The sequence below is a fragment of the Segeticoccus rhizosphaerae genome (genome assembly GCF_009192725.1).
GTDB classification, from domain to species: domain Bacteria; phylum Actinomycetota; class Actinomycetes; order Actinomycetales; family Dermatophilaceae; genus Segeticoccus; species Segeticoccus rhizosphaerae.
Map to the genome: position 1 here is coordinate 1 of NZ_VOHR01000046.1, position 18,487 is coordinate 18,487.

Annotated in this window: 20 protein-coding genes, 1 tRNA gene and 2 pseudogenes; 13 read left to right on the forward strand and 10 right to left on the reverse strand. The window is 68.7% G+C overall.

What is annotated here, in order from left to right:
• Positions 1-112 precede the first annotated feature (112 nt).
• From FRW57_RS06050 to FRW57_RS06070, 5 genes are all read right to left on the reverse strand, one after another.
• Positions 113-937, reverse strand: a complete 825-nt coding sequence (locus FRW57_RS06050) for a hypothetical protein (protein WP_137121886.1) — start codon at positions 935-937, stop codon at positions 113-115.
• On the reverse strand, positions 937-1,209 hold the full coding sequence (locus FRW57_RS06055; RefSeq protein WP_137121885.1) for a hypothetical protein: 273 nt from the start codon (positions 1,207-1,209) through the stop codon (positions 937-939). Before FRW57_RS06055 ends, FRW57_RS06050 begins: the two co-directional genes overlap by 1 nt.
• Before the next feature lie 186 nt (positions 1,210-1,395).
• A complete protein-coding gene (locus FRW57_RS06060; RefSeq protein ID WP_137121884.1) occupies positions 1,396-2,241 on the reverse strand; it encodes a class I SAM-dependent methyltransferase in 846 nt (281 codons plus the stop codon).
• Between the two features lie 3 nt (positions 2,242-2,244).
• Entirely contained in the window at positions 2,245-3,081 is an 837-nt protein-coding gene (locus FRW57_RS06065) for an amidohydrolase family protein (RefSeq protein ID WP_137121883.1), read from the reverse strand.
• A 114-nt stretch (positions 3,082-3,195) separates the two neighbouring features.
• Positions 3,196-5,472: a (Fe-S)-binding protein gene (locus tag FRW57_RS06070; protein WP_137121882.1), complete on the reverse strand. Its 2,277-nt coding sequence runs from the start codon at positions 5,470-5,472 to the stop codon at positions 3,196-3,198.
• Between the two features lie 226 nt (positions 5,473-5,698).
• Here FRW57_RS06070 and cysK point away from each other — a divergent pair, with 226 nt between their 5' ends.
• Both cysK and epsC read left to right on the forward strand, forming a co-directional pair.
• Positions 5,699-6,625 carry a cysteine synthase A gene (gene cysK / locus FRW57_RS06075; RefSeq protein WP_137121881.1) on the forward strand — a complete coding sequence of 309 codons (927 nt, stop codon included), beginning with the start codon at positions 5,699-5,701 and terminating at the stop codon, positions 6,623-6,625.
• A gap of 13 nt (positions 6,626-6,638) precedes the next feature.
• Complete coding sequence (epsC, locus tag FRW57_RS06080; protein ID WP_137121880.1) at positions 6,639-7,265, forward strand: serine O-acetyltransferase EpsC; 627 nt, start codon at positions 6,639-6,641, stop codon at positions 7,263-7,265.
• 69 nt (positions 7,266-7,334) lie between these two features.
• Here epsC and FRW57_RS06085 read toward each other — a convergent pair whose 3' ends face one another.
• Positions 7,335-7,646, reverse strand: a complete 312-nt coding sequence (locus tag FRW57_RS06085; RefSeq protein ID WP_137121879.1) for a hypothetical protein — start codon at positions 7,644-7,646, stop codon at positions 7,335-7,337.
• Between the two features lie 107 nt (positions 7,647-7,753).
• Complete coding sequence (locus tag FRW57_RS06090; protein ID WP_152185556.1) at positions 7,754-8,584, reverse strand: sigma-70 family RNA polymerase sigma factor; 831 nt, start codon at positions 8,582-8,584, stop codon at positions 7,754-7,756.
• Between the two features lie 165 nt (positions 8,585-8,749).
• Between FRW57_RS06090 and FRW57_RS06095 the strand changes: the two genes are divergently transcribed.
• The gene (locus FRW57_RS06095) at positions 8,750-9,499 is read left to right on the forward strand and encodes a GAF and ANTAR domain-containing protein (protein ID WP_137121877.1); all 750 of its coding nucleotides are present in this window, start codon (positions 8,750-8,752) and stop codon (positions 9,497-9,499) included.
• Positions 9,500-9,719: 220 nt separating this feature from the next.
• Positions 9,720-9,806: transfer RNA gene (locus tag FRW57_RS06100), tRNA-Ser, on the forward strand.
• A gap of 89 nt (positions 9,807-9,895) precedes the next feature.
• Here the strand turns inward: FRW57_RS06100 and FRW57_RS24345 are convergent.
• The gene (locus tag FRW57_RS24345) at positions 9,896-10,480 is read right to left on the reverse strand and encodes a methyltransferase family protein (protein ID WP_238999326.1); all 585 of its coding nucleotides are present in this window, start codon (positions 10,478-10,480) and stop codon (positions 9,896-9,898) included.
• 51 nt (positions 10,481-10,531) lie between these two features.
• On the reverse strand, positions 10,532-10,852 hold the full coding sequence (locus FRW57_RS06110) for a hypothetical protein (protein ID WP_137123365.1): 321 nt from the start codon (positions 10,850-10,852) through the stop codon (positions 10,532-10,534).
• Between the two features lie 234 nt (positions 10,853-11,086).
• On the opposite strand from FRW57_RS06110, the gene FRW57_RS06115 reads away from it, so the two are divergent.
• The 4 genes and pseudogenes from FRW57_RS06115 to FRW57_RS24990 all read left to right on the forward strand — a co-directional run.
• Positions 11,087-11,527: an LbetaH domain-containing protein gene (locus tag FRW57_RS06115; protein WP_137123366.1), complete on the forward strand. Its 441-nt coding sequence runs from the start codon at positions 11,087-11,089 to the stop codon at positions 11,525-11,527.
• Between the two features lie 30 nt (positions 11,528-11,557).
• Positions 11,558-12,274, forward strand: a complete 717-nt coding sequence (locus FRW57_RS06120) for a DUF2652 domain-containing protein (protein ID WP_137123367.1) — start codon at positions 11,558-11,560, stop codon at positions 12,272-12,274.
• A gap of 96 nt (positions 12,275-12,370) precedes the next feature.
• Positions 12,371-13,489, forward strand: a complete 1,119-nt coding sequence (locus tag FRW57_RS06125) for a PIG-L family deacetylase (protein ID WP_203230223.1) — start codon at positions 12,371-12,373, stop codon at positions 13,487-13,489.
• Between the two features lie 295 nt (positions 13,490-13,784).
• Positions 13,785-14,069, forward strand: a pseudogene (locus FRW57_RS24990) (epoxide hydrolase N-terminal domain-containing protein); the annotation flags it as partial.
• Between the two features lie 217 nt (positions 14,070-14,286).
• Here FRW57_RS24990 and FRW57_RS06135 read toward each other — a convergent pair.
• Positions 14,287-15,541: pseudogene (locus FRW57_RS06135) on the reverse strand (IS256 family transposase).
• A 501-nt stretch (positions 15,542-16,042) separates the two neighbouring features.
• Between FRW57_RS06135 and FRW57_RS06140 the strand changes: the two are divergent.
• The 5 genes from FRW57_RS06140 to FRW57_RS06160 all read left to right on the forward strand — a co-directional run.
• Entirely contained in the window at positions 16,043-16,498 is a 456-nt protein-coding gene (locus FRW57_RS06140; RefSeq protein WP_152185557.1) for a cupin domain-containing protein, read from the forward strand.
• A gap of 68 nt (positions 16,499-16,566) precedes the next feature.
• Complete coding sequence (locus FRW57_RS06145) at positions 16,567-17,013, forward strand: VOC family protein (protein ID WP_137123370.1); 447 nt, start codon at positions 16,567-16,569, stop codon at positions 17,011-17,013.
• A gap of 1 nt (position 17,014) precedes the next feature.
• Complete coding sequence (locus tag FRW57_RS06150) at positions 17,015-17,524, forward strand: luciferase domain-containing protein (RefSeq protein ID WP_152185558.1); 510 nt, start codon at positions 17,015-17,017, stop codon at positions 17,522-17,524.
• Positions 17,521-18,147 (forward strand): TetR/AcrR family transcriptional regulator, encoded by a 627-nt coding sequence (locus FRW57_RS06155; protein WP_152185559.1) that lies wholly within the window; start codon positions 17,521-17,523, stop codon positions 18,145-18,147. Before FRW57_RS06150 ends, FRW57_RS06155 begins: the two co-directional genes overlap by 4 nt.
• A 1-nt stretch (position 18,148) precedes the next feature.
• A partial coding sequence (locus tag FRW57_RS06160) for a methyltransferase domain-containing protein (protein ID WP_338055354.1) occupies positions 18,149-18,487 on the forward strand: 339 nt, incomplete at its 3' end.

Sequence of the window (18,487 nt, forward strand, 5' to 3'; positions counted from 1 at the left end):
GTCTCCTGCCTGTGCCGCAGCTGGTGGACCCGACGAACGTTACAACTAGCTTACGTTCGTCACAAGACTGTATGCCGTGCCCGGCTGCCCTCGGCCGCCACGGACCTCGAGGTCACCCACCGCCGCCCCCACGGCGTCCGCCCAGCTGTGCCGTGAGCCCGGCGAGGACGCGGGCCCGGATCGCGGAGCGACTGACCGGGACGTGGACCACCTCGGTGCCCCGCGCCCAGACCCAGACCCACCCCTCCTCGCTCAGCAACCACGAGGCGAAGGCACACCCCGGCTCCGCCACGTCGCTCACCCGAACGTCCAGCGTCCCGCGCAGGCCGCGGGCCAGGGAGTTGAGGACGCCGAGGGGTTGGCCCTCGCCGAGCTCTGCCGCAGCCGCTTCCCGCAGACCGGTCGCGTCGCAGCGAGCGGCGTCGACCAGCGCGAAGGCACGGGCAACCGGAAGTCGCACGGCCGACCGACCGGAGACCTCGTGGTCGGGTGGGACCAGACCCATGACCGCCTCGACCAGGCGGTCCACGCCCAGCCCGGACAGTCGCAGCCCGGGCAGCGCGCGCAGCGAGGTTCCACCGTCGACCGAGAGCAGCTCGCGCCGCAGGCCCACGACCTCTGCCTCGGCGACGGCGAAGACCCCGAGGAGTCCCCGCCTGCCGGCGCAGGTGCGCAGCTCCAGCGCCGTGGTGGCCTGCGCCACCGTCTCCAGCAGACCCACCGTCACCGCGTCCGCGCCCGGCGGCACCGCCCGCTCCGGCCCGTCGGGCTGGGGTCGACCGTGTGCCGTCCCGTGAATCGGCAACGGACGCACCCAGGCCGGGAGGCCGGGCGCCGGCATCGCCTGCCACCAGCGTCGCCACTCGGACTCGCTGATCAACCGGTGGCGCGGCCGCGCGAGCGGTGCAGCTCCCGGCGCCGCCGTGGCCTGTGTCATCAGCCCACCGCCAGGTGCCGCAGCACCATGAGGTGCTCGTCGACGGATCGCGCGTGGGCCTCGAGCAACCCTGCTGCCTGCTCCAGGTCCTCAACGCAGTTTCGGGTCACCCGCACTTCGTCGGCAAGCACCGCCCGGAACGCGTGTGCGGCGGTCGAGTCCCACTGCACGTGCCCCGCCGCGGACAACGACGTGGCATCCGCCCGCAACGACTCGGCCAACCGCAACGCGTGGCGACGCACCTGTCGAACGTCTTCCTGATCTCCCCACATGACGGCAACGTAGGCCGGGCCGGCAGCCCTCGGGAGGGCCCTCGTGGCCGGTGTGGACGCCGCGACGATCGCGAGCTCGGTTGTGGAGTGTGACCCGTCAGAGGAACGCCCGTGAGGTGGCCATCGCCGGTGCAGCGGCCCGGAGGCCGGCCGGAGGGGGAGGTGGCGAGGTCCGGGCAGCGACGTTCAGCCGATGGCGTGCGACGCGCGCTTGCGACCGAGCAGATGGAAGACCCGGCTCATCCCGCGGTAGGGGTCGCGGCGGCTGGCCTCCAACTCGACGACGGCGATGGCGCGCGCCTCCTCGGCGTCCGCGGCGTCCAGGGCCATCCAGTCGGCGAACAGCCACACGCCATACCAGACCAGTGGTTCGACCTGGTGGGAGCGCAGCCGTTGCGACAGCTCCTCCACCGTGTCAGCTCGCGTGTCGACACCGAGGACCCCGCGCTCACCGGACGCCTCGAACGCCGACAAGGCATCCGACCAACGGCGTTCGAGGGCGGGGCGGATGGCCAGCGTCCGCGCGTTGAGGGCCATCACGGACAGCAGGCCCTCCGCGGCCACGCAGTCGCACAACGCAGCGACCAGCGGGCCGGGATCCTCGACATACATCATCACTCCGTGGCACAGCACGGCGTCGAACCGCCGACCGCCCGTCGCCTCGACGGCGTCCTCACCGCGCGCCTGCACCAGCCGGACCCGGCCACGCACCATCGCAGGCTCTCGCGCCAGGCGCTCCCTCGCCTTGGCCAGCATGGCCGGGGACGGGTCGAGCAGGGTGACGTCGTAACCCTCCCGCGCCAGCGGGACGGACTGGTTGCCGGCACCGCCGCCCACGTCCAGCACGGAGGCCGGGGGCGGGGGAAGCTGTTCGGTCAACTGGTGGTGCAGCACGAAGGTGCGGACCCGCCCCTTCACGGACGGATAGGCCTGGTCCACAAAGGTATCGGCGAGGGACGACCATGCGTCGCCACTGCCCGGCTCGTCCCGGCCACGGGTGCTGTCCCGCGGGTCGTCCCCGGCGCCCGACACGGGTCAGGACTCGAACGCTTCGGCGACCTGCCCGCGGTGGTGTGCCTCGTCATACGCGTAGACCGAGCGTCCCTCGATCCACACCCTCTCGGCGCGCGAGAAGACGTCGAGCGGATCGCCCGACCAGACCACGAGGTCCGCATCCTTGCCCTTCTCGATCGAACCGACCCGGTCGTCGAGGCCGAGCATCCGCGCGGGGTTGATCGTGATGGTGCGTAGCGCCTCGTCCCGGTCGAGCCCCTCCTTGACGGCGAGCGACACCTGGTGGACGAGGAAGTCGATCGAGACGACGGGGTGGTCGGTGGTGATCGCGATGGTGACGCCGGCGTCGTGCAGCTTGCCGGGGTTGGCGAGCGAGCGGCGCCGCACCTCCACCTTGGACCGTGACGTGAACAGGGGCCCGATGACCACCGGGATGTCGCGTTCGGCGAGGTAGCTCGTGATGAGGTGGGCCTCGGTGCCGTGGTTGACGACCAGCCGGTAGCCGAACTCCTCGGACAACCGCACCGCGGTGGCGATGTCGTCGGCTCGGTGGCAGTGCTGGCACCAGGGCAGCTCGCCCGACAGGACCTTCGCCAAGACCTCACGGGTGGGGTCGAAGTCCTCGGTGGAGCCCTTCTTCGCGCGCTTGCGGGCATAGTCCTGGGCGCTGGTGAACGCGTCGCGGATGACGGCCGCCACGCCGAGCCGGGTGGAGGGCAGCACCTTCTTGTCGCCGTAGACCCGTTTGGGGTTCTCGCCGAGCGCGCTCTTGACGCTGCACGGCGAGCGGAACGCCATCTCGTCGACGACCCTGCCCCAGCACTTGACCGCCCCGAGATCTCCGAGCGTCTGCGTCATGCCTGCCACCCTAACGACGCGCCGGTATGCCGTGTGCTCACCAGCGCCGCGCCCCTCGACGAGCCGATCCCGCCGGTGAGAGCCGTGGCCTACCCCCCGTCCGACGGTCTCGCCTCACTCCCTGGCGTCCGCCGACACCGTGTCGCCGCCGCGGCGCACCGCGGCGAGCAGCATGTTGGCCACGTCGACGACCTCGACGTCCTCATAGGCCCCGCCGGTCTGCTTCTCGGTCAGGCCGTCGGACATCATGACCCGGCAGAAGGGGCAGCCGATCGCGATCCGCTCGGCCCCCGTGTCGAGGGCCTCCTGGGTGCGGTTGTTGTTGATCCGGGTGCCCAGCTTCTCCTCCATCCACATGCGGGCGCCGCCGGCGCCGCAGCAGAACGACTTCTCGCGGCTGCGCTCCATCTCGCGCATCACCACGCCGGGGAGGGCGCCGATCAGCTCCCGGGGAGGCGAGTAGACCCCGTTGTGGCGGCCGAGGTAGCACGGGTCGTGGTAGGTGACGATCGACCCGGTCGAGGCGGCGCCGGAGGTGTCGGCCTCGGAGGGCCGGTTGATCGGCACGAGCTTCTTCTCGCGCACCAACCGGTTGAGCAGTTGGGTGTGGTGGACCACCTCGTACCTGCCGCCCACCTGCGGGTACTCGTTCTTGATGGTGTTGAAGCAGTGGGCGCAGGTCACCACGATCTTGGTGGCGCCGACCTCGTTCAGGGTCTCGACGTTCTGCTGCGCCAGCATCTGGAAGAGGAACTCGTTGCCGGCGCGTCGGGCCGGGTCGCCGGTGCAGGTCTCGCCGTCACCCAGCACGGCGAACGAGACGCCCGCCGTGTGCAGCAGCTCGGCGACCGCCCGGGTGGTCTTCTTGGCCCGGTCCTCGTAGGCGCCCGCGCACCCGACCCAGAACAGGTAGTCCACCTCGTCGAGGTTCTCGACATCGGATCCCGCGACCTTGACCTCGAAGGGCAGGTCCTTGGCCCAGTCGAGCCGCGCCCGGGCGGACATGCCCCACGGGTTCTGCTTGTTCTCGAGGTTCTTGAACAGACCGCCCAGCTCGCTCGGGAAGGCGGACTCGATCAGCACCTGGTAGCGGCGCATGTCGACGATCGCGTCGACGTGCTCGATGTCGACGGGGCACTGCTCCACGCAGGCGCCGCAGGTGGTGCACGACCACAACACGTCGGGGTCGATGACCGCTCCGGACGTGCCCTCTCCGAGAGGGTTGTAGGCACCCAGCGGCGCCGACACGTCATACCCCGTCTCGCCCACCAGCGGCAGCTGGGACAGCGTGGCGAGCGCATCCCCGTCCTTGGTCAGCTGGCTGCGGGTCTCCTCGGTCGCCTGCAGCCACGGTGCCTTGGCGTGGGCGTTGTCGCGCAGGGCCATGACGAGCAGCTTGGGCGACAGCGGCTTCTCGGTGTTCCAGGCCGGGCACTGGCTCTGGCAGCGGCCGCACTCGGTGCAGGTGGTGAAGTCCAGCAGCCCCTTCCAGGTGAAGTCCTCGACCTTGCCCACCCCGAGGGCTGCGTCCTCGTCCAGTTCCTCGATGTTCTCGAAGTCGACCGGCTCACCGGCGACCTTGATCGGCTGGAGCTCGGCCAGCGAGGTCCGCCCGTCGGCGTGCCGCTTGAGGAAGATGTTGAAGAAGGCCAGGAAACGGTGCCACGCCACCCCCATGGTCGGGGTCCTCGCGATGGTGATCATCCAGACCATCGAGATCACGATCTTGATCGTCGCGATGACGACGATGGTCGCCTCGACCGCGCCGACGCTCAGCCCGCCGAAGGCCCTGCCGATGAAGAAGGTCAGGGGGAAGTGCAGCGCGCTGGCGAAGCCCTCGCCGCCCGCGTGCGCGAGCGCGTACTCCAACCCGCGCAGCAGCAGGATGCAGATGACGACGCCGAGGATGACCAGCTCCACGAAGTAGGCCTGCCAGAACGTCGATCCGAAGAAGCGGGAGCTCTGCCCGAGCTTGCGAGGGTGCTTGACCTGGCGGATCGTCATCAGCACGAGGATGCCGATCAGGGACAGCCAGGCGATGACCTCGGTCGCCCACTCGAGGGCGAGGAAGTGCCCGAGCAGCGGCAGCGCGAAGTGTGGGTCGAACAACTGCCCGTATGCCGTCACGAGGGTGAAGATCAACAGGCCGAACGACACCATGACGAACCAGTGCGCCGCCGCGACCAGCGGCAGCCGCGCCATCCGGGTGTGCCCGAGGAACTCCCGCACCAGGGTCACGGCGCGGGTCCCCGCATCGTCGGTGCGTCCCGGCTCGGGCTGGCCCACGCGGAAGACCGCCACGAACTGCGCGATCGTCTGGACGAAGAGCGCTACTGCGACGACGGTGATGCCCAGTCCGATGACGAGGGCGACGATCTGCAGGGCTGACATGGGCCGGAGTCTACGGATCGACCACGCTGCAGTCGCCCCCCGGAGTCCCTGTGTGAGCAGCGTCGCGCCCTCGGCGGCTCCCGCAGTGGCGCCGTCGACGATGAGCGCCGCGGACGGCATACGAGCTCGTGGAGGCAGTTTCATAACATGGACTTGGAATAGACATAACGGGACGAAGGTTGCCGTGAGCAGCCCTTTCCGACACGACTCACGAGGCGGTTCGTACATGCCCATCCACGACGACATCACCAGCACGGTCGGCAACACACCGCTGGTCCGGCTCAACCGGATCACCGACGGCGCCGGAGCGACGGTGCTGGCCAAGCTCGAGTCCTTCAACCCCGCCGGCAGCGTCAAGGACCGCATCGGCGTCTCGATCGTGGACGCGGCCGAGGCCGCCGGCGAGCTGAAGGAGGGCGGCACGATCGTCGAGGCGACCAGTGGCAACACCGGCATCGCGCTCGCGCTGGTGGGGGCGGCCCGTGGTTACACCGTGGTGCTGACCATGCCGGACACGATGAGCCAGGAGCGCCGCGGCCTGCTCAAGGCGTACGGCGCGGAGCTGGTCCTCACGCCCGGCTCGGAGGGTATGTCGGGTGCCCTCGCCAAGGCCGAGGAGGTGGCCAAGGAGCGCGGTGGGGTGCTGGCGCGACAGTTTGCGAACCCGGCCAACGTGAAGATCCACCGGGAGACGACCGCCGAGGAGATCTGGAGCGACACCGACGGCGACGTCGACGTGCTGGTCGCCGGGATCGGCACGGGCGGCACCATCACCGGGGTCGGGCAGGTGCTCAAGGAGCGCAAGCCCGAGGTCAAGGTCATTGCCGTGGAGCCGGCCGAGTCGGCCATCCTGTCGGGCAAGCCCGCCGGGCCGCACAAGATCCAGGGCCTCGGCGCCAACTTCGTCCCGGAGATCCTCGACCGCAACGTCTACGACGAGGTGCTTCCGGTCGACGTGGAGGCCTCGGTGCGGTATGCCCGTCGCGCGGCCGCCGAGGAGGGCCTGTTCGTCGGGATCTCCTCGGGCGCGGCGCTCGCGGCGGCCACCCAGGTCGCGGCCCGACCGGAGAACGCGGGCAAGACGGTCGTCGTCGTCCTGCCGGACTTCGGCGAGCGCTACCTGTCCACCATCCTGTTCGCCGACCAGGGCTGACCGGTTGCCGACGATGCTGCGCGTTCCTGCCCCGCTCGCTCGCCGTTCCCGCCTCGGCGGGCTCGGGCGGGCCGTGCGTGGGCTGCGGGAGGACATCGACGCCGCGGTCGAGCGCGACCCCGCGGTGGAGTCGCCGCTCGAGATGACACTCGCGTCCTCCGGCCTGCACGCGGTGTGGGCCCACCGGGTGGCGCACCGCATCTGGCAGCTGCCGGGTGGCCGGCTCCCCGCTCGGCTGCTGTCCCAGCTCACCCGGGCGGTCACCGGTGTGGAGATCCACCCGGCGGCGAGGATCGGCAAGCGGTTCTTCATCGACCACGGCATGGGTGTCGTGATCGGGGAGACCGCCGAGATCGGTGACGACGTGATGATGTACCACGGGGTCACGCTGGGCGGCCGCTCCATGCGGCGGGTCAAGCGGCATCCCACGGTCGGTGACCGGGTGACGCTCGGGGCCGGAGCCCGGGTGCTCGGTCCCGTGGAGATCGGTGACGACGCGCAGATCGGGGCGAACGCGGTCGTGGTCCGGGACGTCCCCGCGGGGGCGGTGGCGACCGGCATACCGGCGCGGGTGCGGTTCCCCGATCCCGGGCAGGATCCCTACGAGCTGATGTTCCGGGATCCCGCCATCTGGATCTGAGGCCGCCCCGAGAAGTTGCCGGGTGAGGGCGTCATGGATGACGCCCTCACCCAGCAACGGTGGGTCGAGTCAGGGCAGCCTGTCGCCGCCTGGCCCGTAGCCGCTCGTGTCGCCGTGCAGCCGTCCGTCGGTGCCGCGGTGGGCCCCGGCTGGCAGGTCCTCGCCGCCGACGCGTGACTTGACCGCGTCGAACGCCGAGCCGGCCGCGGCCGGTGCCTTGTCCTTCACCTTGCTGCTCATGTCGGTGACGGTGGTGTGCACCCGTGGGTTGTGCCACACCTTGCTCGTGCCGCTCTTGATCTGTTCGTAGCGGCCCCGGCCGGCCTTCGCGCCGAGCACGTAGCCCGCGCCGAAGCCGATCAGCAGAGAGACCTTTCCCATGGCTTGTTCCTTCCTGTGCGGAGGATCTTGCTTCCACCCTCACCCTGCCATGATGCGGCGCGTCAAGCACTCCGAGGCATCCGGCTGCCGCCCCGCCGGTCAGCTCGTCAGCTCGCGCGGGCCGGGCTGGTCAGGTCCGCGCGCAGCTTGGTGAGGATCGTGGACAACAGCCGGGACACCTGCATCTGGCTGATCCCCAGCTCGTGACCGATCTGCTCCTGCGTGTAGCCGCCGACGAAGCGCAGGTAGACGATCCTGCGTTCGCGGACGTCGAGGTGTTTCATCGCCGGCCGCAACGACTCCCGCATGTCGATCAGGTCGAAGGCGTCGTCGTCGGCCGGGAGGCGGTCCGCCAGCGAACGGGTGGCGCTGTGGGTGGACGGGGCATCCAGCGAGATGGTGGCCGACAGGTGCTGGGCGAGGTGGGCCTGGTCGACCGCGTCGGCGCCGACGTGAAGGGCCTCGGCGAGTTCCTTGCGGCTCGGTTCCCGTGCCAGCACCTGGCCGAGTTCCTCCTCGCACGACCGCATCTCGCGTTGCAACTCCTGCAGGCGACGGGGCGGGCGCACCCCCCAGGCATGGTCGCGGAAGTGGCGCTTGATCTCGCCCGCGATGGTGGGGGTGGCGTAGGCGCTGAAGCTCGACCCCCGCCCCGGCCGGTAGCCGATCACGGCCTTGCACAGCGCGAGCCGGCCCACCTGGACCAGGTCCTCCCACTCCAGGCCTCGGCCTCGGTAGCGAGAGGCGATCGACTCGACGAGCCCCAGGTTGAGCACCGCGATCCGGTCGCGCAATCGCTGTATGACGTCTGGGTCCGTCTCCGACTGGAGCCGCTGGAGCAGGTCCTCGGCCTCCGACCCTGCGGGATCGGGGTGGGTCAGGACGAGCGGGGAGATCGTCGGGCCGGTACGGGTCTGGGAAGCAGCACACCTCTGCATGGCGAGTCCTGAGGACAGGGAATGGCCGACGCTGCTGGACCGTGGTTCTTTCTGATGAAACCACTGCGCGGGTCCTCTGACAAGCCTTCGTGTGCCGCGTCGATCGCGTAACGTGAGGTGGTGCCGCCAGCCGTTGGCGTCGCGACCACCGGAGGTGATGCGTGGATGCCCGTCGATGACGGTGAGGGGGCGCACAGCTCGTCGGAGGCCCACGACGACCGGAACGGTGTCACCAGGACGCTCCGGGAGCTCGCGCGGATCTTCCACGCCCGGGAGCACATCGACGAGGTGTTGCGCAGCCTCGTGCAGGCGGCGGTGCTGGACGTGCCGGCCGCCGACTACGCAGGGATCACGATGATCTCGCCGCGGGCGATCAGCACACCTGTGGCGACCGGCCCCATGGCCGAGAAGCTCGACGCGATCCAGTACGCCACGGGCGAGGGGCCGTGCCAGTCGCTTGCTCCCGACCAGCAGATCGTGAAGGTCGACGACCTGTCGCAGGACACGAGGTGGCCGGAGTTCTCGGCTCTCGCGGGGGAGCTGGGCGTCCGGTCGATCCTGTCGATCAAGCTCTTCGTCGAGGGAGACAGCACCGGCTCCCTCAACCTCTACTCGGGGCGTGCGGCCGCCTTCGACGAGGAGGCGGAGAGTGTGGGACTGCTGCTGGCGTCGCACGCAGCAGTGGCCATGGTGGGGGCACGGACCGAGGCGGAGCTTCGCGCGGCCCTGACGACGAGGGACATCATCGGACAGGCCAAGGGCGTTCTGATGGAGCGCTACAGGATCGACGGCGACGACGCCTTCGCGCTGCTTGTGAAGGGTTCACAGGCCACGCAGCGCAAACTGCGCGAGGTCGCGGAGATGGTGGCCCTCACCGGAGAGGACCCGGACCCCCGGCAACATCGTCGGCGCTGAGGTGCGGCAAGCGTTTCAGTTCGGCGTCATCGGGGCACTCAACGCAATACGGGTCCTGGGCACCCGGGAGTTCATCGACCCGAGCCCCGGCTGCTTCAACCCAGAGGCGCCGGGGCGCCCCGGGCCGGCGGGCAGTGGGTCGCGCCCGTGCGGGTGGCCGCTGCGGTGGGGGTGCCGATACGGTGGCCTCTGCTCACCGGTCTCGTCCTTCCGGTGGCCAGGAGGGCTCGCATAGTGGCCTAGTGCGGCGGTCTTGAAAACCGCTAGGCGGGCAACCGTCTCGTGGGTTCGAATCCCACGCCCTCCGCTTCATGACCTGCAGAAAAGGCCCCTGACCTGCACAGATGAAGTGTCAGCGGCGGGTGTCATCCGGGGCTGCCGAAGCGGCACGATTGCCTACGGGGCCCTGACCTGCTTGTTCCCGTGGAGGGTTCCTGTTGCGGGAGGACCGGATTTGCCGATGAGCGGATGTCTCGTCCGAACGCGGTCTGCTTCAGCTCGACACTCGGCTGTATCTGTCACCAGACGAAAGGGACCAGTCGCGCCCGGGAGGAACGAGGCACCACAGCCGACCCAGTTGCCAAGCATCAGGCCACAGCCGAGGAAAGCCGCGAGCAGGCCGGTGTAGCTGGGGTGCCTCAGAGCTCGATACGGGCCGCGACTCACGACCACTTGATCGGCAGACGTCTTCACCACAGTTGTGAAGTACCTGCCCAAGGTGGCGAACGACCACCATCGCAACAGAAGACCGAGCCATCCGACGCGCTGGCGGGTGCGGGGCCGACCTGCGGGCCGTTCCTGAGTGGTGTGTCCAGCAGCAGCTTGACCCGATGCGGGCTGAGCGGGCGCACGTGGAGCTGTACGTCCGCTGGTGCACGAGCAGCGCCGCCTGCAGCCCTCCACCGTCAGCCGGCGCTCGGTGTCGTCGAGCCCGCAATGCTCGTTCAATCGATCCGCGCGGTCTCCTCGCTGATCGATCATCAATCGGTGATCGTCGGCGTGGGCGGTGATCAGCTGGGTTGACCGGACGGACTAACCCCCCAGGGTCTTGCGGTGCGCCTCCCAGTCTTGGGGCCCGATCAACTCCGGACCTCGTGGCGTGATGACGCCATCCTGGATTGAGAAGCCCCACGAAAAGCCGTGCAATGCCCCGACGGTTCGGTCGCCGTTGCCGAGACGGGTGAGGAAGCTGTGGGCTGTCCAGTCCGTGTCCGTGACCTCGTCACGGGAGGGCGCGTCGAAGAGCGTGGGTAGGAACCCGAAGAAGCCACATGGATGCGTCACGGGGCGGAACGGGTCGAAGGGGTCCATCTCGAACGACTCGCCACCGGAAGCACCATCTGTCGAGCGCACCAGTTGGGCCCATCCCAGCGCCGCGGCATATCCGCGTGCTGGATGGGTGACCGTCGCCTTGCAATAGGGGAAGCCGCGCGCCGTTCCACCACCGCCGTGCGGGGACTACCGGATCGGCTCCGCCGTGATGCCCTGCGCCATGGGGTGGCAAGATCGGGAGGATGGAGGTGCAGGACTTCTTGGAGCACGTGAGCCGGGCGCGTGATCGTGGGTGGCTCGGAGCAGCACAGGTTCATGCACGACGCCGCCCAGGAGGCACTGCGGACCGTCGCAGAGCTCAACACCGAGTACCGCTCGCCCGAGGAGGTGCGGGCCTTGCTGGGTCGGCTCACGGGCAAACCGGTCGATGAGTCGGTCACCGTCTTCCCACCCTTCTACAGCGAGTTCGGCAAGAACCTGACCCTGGGCAAGGACATCTTCGTCAACAGCCGACTTGGCCTACCGAGACGGGCTGACGTCGCGGGCCGGGCCAGGGGCAGGCTGTCCCGAAGGTGGAGGATGCGTCGACCTCCGCCTCGGGGTTGCCGAACGGCACCACCCAGCCACACCGTGCTGACTCGACCAGTCGGGCCGCCACATGACGAGCCGATCCGGTTCGTTCTGTTCGCGAACCTCGCTCAGCCAGGGAGCTACTCGCCGAAGAACTCTCCGAGGCGGTCGCCGGAGATACCTTGAGGCTCCCCGGTGCATGTGGGACCGTGGGGCATGCCGTCCGCGCGTGCCCTGCTGCTCATCGCGGACATGGGTGGCTACACGAGCTACATGCGCACCCACCGGTTCAGCCTCGCGCACGCCGAGGTGAACACCGCGAGGCTGCTTGAGAAGGTGATCGACGCCGCCCCCGGCTTTGACCTCATCGAGATCGAGGGTGACGCGGCCTTCCTTTCCCTCGACGCCGCCAACCTGGATGCCGATGCGGCGGTGACCGAGGTCCTGCGGGCGGCCACGTCTATGCGCCGCGCCTTCCACCTCGAGCGTGCCTACGTGGAGGCCAACCTGTGCCCGTGCGCCGGCTGCAAGGAGGTGGGCGACCTGAAACTGAAATTCGTGGCGCACATCGGCGAGGTCGCCACGCAGACCATCCGGCAGCGCAGCAAACCGGTCGGGATCGAGGTCATCCTGGTCCACCGGCTGCTGAAGAACCCGGTCGATATCCCCGAGTACGTCCTGCTGTCCGAGGAGCTCTATCGGGCCGGCGAGAGTGCGGTGACCGCCCCCGTGCACGAGATCTCGACGGAACTGGAGTCGATAGGTCCCGTTCGCGCGTACTTCGTCGACGCCGACGACCTCGACGGCTCCCTCCCACCGCTCCCTGCTCTGTCCTGGCGCGGACGCCTGGTGAGCACCGCCGCAGCCGCCGGGCTCGGCATGCCGTATCTGCTCGGCCTCCGACGCCGGCGAGCAACCGCGCTCAGTCAGTGATGCGACCTACGTCCTCGGTTGGCCGATCCCTAGTAGCTTTAACCGAGTCGAGAGGACGGCGCTGACATGCAGGCAGCGGGCGGTGGGTCACCGCGGATGCTCGGGGTGTTCGCGCACCCAGATGATGAGACGTTCTGTGCCGGTGGCACCTTCGCCCGCTACGCCGCTTGCGGCGCGGACATCATGGTGGCCTCGGCCACCCGCGGGGAGGCCGGACAGATCCGCGACGCCCGCGTTGCAACACGTCGAACAATCGCTGACGTGCGCGGGCAGGAGCTCCGTACCGCGTGTTCCTTCCTGGGCGTGCGGCACGTCCGCCTCCTGGAGCACCACGATGGTCGCCTCGAGAGTGTTGGCCACTCAACGCTGGTCGACGAGGTGGCAGCGTTGATCGATGAGTTCCGACCCGACGTGGTGGTCACGTTCGGGCCTGACGGCGGATACGGCCACCCGGACCATACGGCCATCAGTTACGCAACCACCGATGCGTGCGTGCGTGACGGGGCTGGCCCGCGCCCATTGCGTCTTTACCACAGCTACTTTCCGCAGCACGGGGTGCTGTTGATGGAGCGCCTCGCCCACTGGCTGACGAATCAGCATGTCGGCAGCCCGGCTTCGTTGGACTTCGTGCATGCCCTCCTGTTGCTTGCCGAGCAGACATCCACCATGCGGTTCGTCCAGGACCATTCAGAGGTTCGTTGGTACCCCAAGGGGGCTTACGTCATCGAGCAGGGCGAGGCCTCCGGTGAGTTGTTCTTGATCATGTCCGGGGCGGCCGACGTGCTCCAAGAGCGCGAATGCGGCACTACCGACCACCTCCGTCACCTGACGGCCGGAGAGTTCTTCGGCGAACTTGGCGTGACCAGTCACGGTCTTCGGAGCGCACACGTGGTCGCCGCCGAACCGTTGAGTTGCTTGGTACTCGGCACCACAGAGCCGCAGAAGTTCGCTCCTCGTGGCCAAGCCACCGTCGACCGACCCATGCAGCCGGGCTCGGCCGTCGCCGCTGCCGAGGACTCCACCGCCACTGCGTGCATCGACGTCACCGACTTTGTGACGGCGAAGGTCGACGCGTTGTGCGCCTACCGAAGCCAGTTCTGCCTCCAGCGCGGAATGCTGCCGGACTCCCTCATGCGGGAACTCTACGGCCAAGAGTACTTCGTTCAGGTGCTTCCGGAACGACGGCCCGACACCGGGCTGTGGGTGTCCGGCTGATCCTGACCGATTCTCGGGCACTTCTGCTGCGACGGTAGGTGAGTTGCACTCGACCGGCTCCGTGCGCCAGACAGGGGCTTCACATGCGCGAAGTGTCGTGCTGCCAGTGGTCAGGGGTGCCGATGTTCTGCGGCCACAACTCTGCTGAGCGCTGGTGACGCTCTGCGCCATACGATGGCGAGGTGTCCGGGCAGGGGTTCTCGCTGGTGGTCCCCGATGGCGACATTGAGGATCTGTGGCGTCGGCTGGCGAGAACGCGGTGGCAGGATGAGTCCCCGACACTGAGCCGTGGGCTCATGGTGCGGACCTGGCGTATCTGCAGGAACTGGTCGACTACTGGCGCCAGGGGTTCGACTGGCGGGCACAAGAGGCTGAACTGAATTCGTTTCCGCAGTACCGGGTCGAGCTGCATGGGCGTGCCGCTCGCTGGCGTTCGCTCTCACCGACAGCCCAACCGGACTGGCCGCCTGGGTCATGGAGGAGATGCGCGCCTGGTCGGGGTCCCGGTGGGGTACGCGGCCTTCCCGGCCCGAGATCCGGAGGCCTCCCCCCAGCTTGGCTGACGGTTGGATCACAGTAGGTTTGCGCTGTCGCCGACACCCGCGCCGACACTTCAGAACAGCGCCATGCTCTCTGGTATGAGACGACTCCTGTGGTTGATGCTCTTTCTACCCCCGCTTGTCGCGTGTGCGAGCGGCTCGGGCGGTTCGAGCGCGTCGTGCGTCGGTCCGTACTTGGACGACCAGGGTCAAGTCCGGTGAGGTGGTGTACGTCGGGTGATCCTTCGTCGTTGTAGTTCAGGCCGTGATGGCCGCGATGGTGGTTGGCTCGCTGGTTCCTTCCTCGGTGGTGGTGGTGTTGACCGCTTGTGACTTTGTGAGGACGTCGAGCCCGAGGTATCGGCGGCCTTCGGCCCATTCGTCGTGCTGCTCGGCGAGCACGGCTCCGACGAGCCGGATGATGGAGGCCCTGTCGGGGAAGATTCCGACCACGTCGGTGCGGCGACGGATCTCCTTGTTGAGCCGTTCGTTGGGGTTGTTCGACCAGATCTGGCGCCAGATCTCTTTGGGGAACGCAGTGAAGGCGAGGATGTCCGTGCGGGCTTCTTCGAGGTGGGCCGCGACGGCCGGTAACTTCCCGGCCAGGGCGTCGACGACGCGATCGAACTGGGCGTGGACCGACTCGGCGTCGGGCTGGTCGTAGACCGAGTGCAGGAGCGCCTTGACCCACCCCCAGCTGCTCTTGGGGGTCGCTGACATCAGGTTCGCCGCGTAGTGGGTTCGCGGATGATCGTTGCCAGGCGGCGCCGGGCAAGGTCGCTGCGATCGCGGACGTGAGCCCACGGTGGGCGTCGCTGGTGACCAGCTTGACCCCGGACAGGCCGCGGGCGGTCAGGTCCCGGAAGAAGGCCAGCCAGCCGGCGCCGTCCTCGCTGGTGGTCACCTGGATGCCCAGGATCTGGCGGTGTCCGTCAGCGTCGACGCCGGTGGCGACCAGGGCGTGCACCGGCACCACGCGGCCACCCTCGCGGACCTTGAGCACGAGGGCGTCGGCGGCCACGAAGGTGAACGGGCCGGCGTCCTCCAGGCGGCGGGTGCGGAACTGTTCGACGTGTTCGTCCAGGTCCTTGGCCATCACCGACACCTGCGACTTGGACAAGCTGGTGATACCCAAGGAGGCCACCAGCTTGTCCATCCGCCTGGTCGAGACGCCCAAGAGGTAGCAGGTCGCCACCACCGAGGTCAGTGCACGCTCGGCTCGCTTGCGGCGCTCAAGCAGCCACTCGGGGAAGTAGGAGCCTTGCCGCAACTTGGGGACCGCGACGTCGAGGGTCCCGGCGCGAGTGTCGAAATCGCGGTGGCGGTAGCCATTGCGGCGGTTCACCCGCTCGTCGGACACGGTGCCGTACTCGGCGCCGCATACCGCGTCGGCCTCGGCCGACAGCAGGGTATTGATGAAGGTCTGCAGCAACTCGCGCAGCAGATCGGGACTGGCCTGGGCGAGCTGTTCTTCGAGCAGACGGGCAGGGTCGATACTGGACCTGACGGTCATCGTTGGTGTCCTTCTTCGAGTCGGATGTGAGAGTTCACTCGAAGGATCGCCCGATGGCCGTCGCCTACTTCAACAGCGACACGCTCACCGGGATCCGTACACCACTCTGCCGGACGTCACTACGACCAGCCGGCAAGCGGGCAATACGGGGCGCCCACTCCAACGGTGAGTCCCGGCCGCATGCTCAAGGTGTACGGACATTGGTACACCAGCACCTGCGACGGCACCGGCGGTCATGAGTCCTTGAAGCCGTTGCCGCCGGTGCACCTGACACTCACCTTGCCCGGGGGTGAGGTCGAGCACCTGGGCCGGTTCAGCCCCGGGGGCGCTGACATGGGCTTCGCCACGTCGGTACGCATACCGTCTGGGACGCGACCAGGGACCGCGACGATCCGTGATGACGGGGCCTACCGCTCGGTACAACCCTTGACAATGGGTTCACAAGCGAAGATGATACTGACAGTCTCATTATGAGACGCGTAGTATCACAAAGGAGGAGCCATGACCGTGCGGCTCACATCTCCAGACGAGGGCGAGACCTTCACCAGCGGGCCGGTCAAGTTCCGAATCCTCGAGGACGGCAACGGCGTCGACGGTCGGTTCGGGATCGCCGAGTGCGTGCTCGGCCCCGGCTGGCCCGGACCTCCCCAGCACGTCCACCGGGCGCACGACGAGACGTTCTACGTCGTATCCGGTGCCGTGAGATTCACCAGCGGGTCCGAGGAGCTGCTCGCCCGGGCCGGAGGCCTGGTCACCGCACCGATCGGTGACCCACACACCTTCGGCAACGCCGACCCGGACGCGCCGGCCACGGTCTTGTGCAGCGTGACCCCGGAGCGGTACCTCGGCTACTTCCGCGACCTGGCCGACTTGCGTCCCGGACCGGACGGCGTCCTCGTCCCGGCAGAGGTGCTCGAGGTCATGGCTCGCTACGCCACGGACCCCTACCGCCCGTGACCTCGTCTGCTCATCATCCGGTCCGGCGAGCGACGACCGCCGCCGGACTTCCCACCAGGAGAATCACCATGACACTCACGACCCACCCAGACGCACCAGCCACCACGATGCCCACCGTCGTCGGATTCCATCACCTCGGCCTGACCGTCCGCGACATCGAGACCAGCGAGGCCTGGTACAGCCGGGTCCTCGGTATGGTCCGCGCGTTCGTCGAGCCCCATCCCGCCGGCGGTGGCCACACCGTGGTCATGACCCGTCCCGGAACGTCCTTGTTCCTCGGGTTGGACCACCACCCGCAGGCCGACCGGGAGCGATTCGACGCCCGCCGCACGGGCCTCGATCACGTGGCCCTGCGGGTCAACGACCGCTCGGACCTCGATGCCTGGACCACGCACCTGGACACGCTCGGCGTCGCGCACGGACCGGTTGAGGACAAGGACGAGCCGCCCCACGCCGCCATGGTCGTCCCCGACCCCGATGGCATCCCGGTCGAGCTGTTCTGGTCGGCGTCCTGAGATGCTCACTGAGCTGGACCTGCCACCCCGCGCAGGAGTACCCCCGCAGACCACCGAGAGCATCCCGCACAGCCAGCTCGACCAGCAGCCAGAGGACGCTCGGCAACTGGACTTGATCCTGGCTGAAGCGGCGACGTGGCCGCACGTGAGGCGACAACCGTCCCAGATTGCCGTCGAAGGCTCCCGTGCCCTCGTGCTTGCCGCCGACTCCGAGTCAGGGCCGCCCGAGGCGTTCATGGTCGACCGGGAGTTCTGTCACGCACACGCTGCCGGCGACTTCAGCCTGCATACGACCCTCCCGGCATCGCTGGCGGCAAGCGCCCAGCGGGCGGGGTGGGCCGAGCCGCACTATCTGGGGCACACCGGCGAGGCGCCGCCCACCGTCGTCATGCTGTACGCGCCGCGCGACACGGCGGAACGCGACGTCATCCTGCGACTTGTGCGCGCGTCATACGAGTTCGCCGTGGCCCAGCGGGGCCGGAACGGACCGCCGACCCCAGAGGAACGATGACATCTCAACCGAAGCACTCCCGCCCCAGCCCCACCGAACGCACGCGACGCCTGCTCAGCGAGGCGGCGCGCGAGCTCCTTCGGACCGGGGCTCCACTCACCGTCCAGTCGGCCGCCGAGCTCGCCGGCGTCTCGAGAGCCACGGCCTACCGGTACCTCCCCAACAATGACGCGGTGCTCATGCACGCGACCATGCCACTCGTCGAGGACGCCGGCCAGCGCTTGCAGCCACCGGAACCGGACACGCCGGACGACGACACCTCTCCGACAGGCCTGCCCGAGCAGGCATCCACGCTGGTCCGCAGGATGGGCGTCTGGGCGTTCGACCACGAGCACGAGTTGCGGACCCTCCTTCGACTCTCGCTCGCGCCCGAGCGTGCCAATCGCGTTCCCCGCCGCGGTCAGACGAATCGTGACGTATGGATCTCCGAACTGCTCGAGGGCCTTCCCGGGCACGTCTCCCAGGCCGCACGCGAGCGGCTGGCCGTGGCCCTCGTCCCGCTCTTCGGAGCAGATGCCGTGGTGTGGAGCACCGACATCGCTCACGTAGACCAGGAAACCGCCCTCGACGTCATGGCCTGGATCGCGGCGACACTCGTCCAAGCCACCATCGACGAGGCGTGAGATCGCCGCCCGACAGTTCGAGGCGGCCGGCTTCCGTTTGCTTGGCGTCGAGCCCGACGAGCGGATGGCCCAGTGGGCGGGCCAATGTGGGCTTGTCGTCGGGGTGGCGACCTTCGAGACATGGGACCCCGCCGGCCGTACGTTCGATGCGGTCATTGAAGGACAGAGCTGGCACTGGGTGGAACCGGTCGCAGGCGCAGTCAAGGCCGCCGCCGTGCTGCGGCCCGCCGGCCCTTTGGCCGTGTTTCGCAACGATCCCCAGCTGCCGGCTGACCTGGCGGACGCCTTCGCCGCGGCCGCGCGCCGGGTGCTGCCCGCCACGCTCGCCGACCGCCTGCAG

Excerpts from the sequence above, each read along its gene's own strand:
- FRW57_RS06140 (WP_152185557.1), top strand. The coding sequence starts at position 16,043 with ATGACCGTGCGGCTCACATCTCCAGACGAGGGCGAGACCTTCACCAGC.
- FRW57_RS06050 (WP_137121886.1), bottom strand. The coding sequence starts at position 937 with ATGACACAGGCCACGGCGGCGCCGGGAGCTGCACCGCTCGCGCGGCCG.
- FRW57_RS06125 (WP_203230223.1), top strand. The coding sequence starts at position 12,371 with ATGCTCGGGGTGTTCGCGCACCCAGATGATGAGACGTTCTGTGCCGGT.
- FRW57_RS06115 (WP_137123366.1), top strand. The coding sequence starts at position 11,087 with ATGCACGACGCCGCCCAGGAGGCACTGCGGACCGTCGCAGAGCTCAAC.
- FRW57_RS06120 (WP_137123367.1), top strand. The coding sequence starts at position 11,558 with ATGCCGTCCGCGCGTGCCCTGCTGCTCATCGCGGACATGGGTGGCTAC.
- epsC (WP_137121880.1), top strand. The coding sequence starts at position 6,639 with ATGCTGCGCGTTCCTGCCCCGCTCGCTCGCCGTTCCCGCCTCGGCGGG.
- FRW57_RS06095 (WP_137121877.1), top strand. The coding sequence starts at position 8,750 with ATGCCCGTCGATGACGGTGAGGGGGCGCACAGCTCGTCGGAGGCCCAC.
- FRW57_RS06085 (WP_137121879.1), bottom strand. The coding sequence starts at position 7,646 with ATGGGAAAGGTCTCTCTGCTGATCGGCTTCGGCGCGGGCTACGTGCTC.
- FRW57_RS06070 (WP_137121882.1), bottom strand. The coding sequence starts at position 5,472 with ATGTCAGCCCTGCAGATCGTCGCCCTCGTCATCGGACTGGGCATCACC.
- FRW57_RS06145 (WP_137123370.1), top strand. The coding sequence starts at position 16,567 with ATGACACTCACGACCCACCCAGACGCACCAGCCACCACGATGCCCACC.
- FRW57_RS06155 (WP_152185559.1), top strand. The coding sequence starts at position 17,521 with ATGACATCTCAACCGAAGCACTCCCGCCCCAGCCCCACCGAACGCACG.
- FRW57_RS06065 (WP_137121883.1), bottom strand. The coding sequence starts at position 3,081 with ATGACGCAGACGCTCGGAGATCTCGGGGCGGTCAAGTGCTGGGGCAGG.
- FRW57_RS24345 (WP_238999326.1), bottom strand. The coding sequence starts at position 10,480 with ATGATCGATCAGCGAGGAGACCGCGCGGATCGATTGAACGAGCATTGC.
- FRW57_RS06090 (WP_152185556.1), bottom strand. The coding sequence starts at position 8,584 with ATGCAGAGGTGTGCTGCTTCCCAGACCCGTACCGGCCCGACGATCTCC.
- FRW57_RS06150 (WP_152185558.1), top strand. The coding sequence starts at position 17,015 with ATGCTCACTGAGCTGGACCTGCCACCCCGCGCAGGAGTACCCCCGCAG.
- FRW57_RS06055 (WP_137121885.1), bottom strand. The coding sequence starts at position 1,209 with ATGTGGGGAGATCAGGAAGACGTTCGACAGGTGCGTCGCCACGCGTTG.
- cysK (WP_137121881.1), top strand. The coding sequence starts at position 5,699 with ATGCCCATCCACGACGACATCACCAGCACGGTCGGCAACACACCGCTG.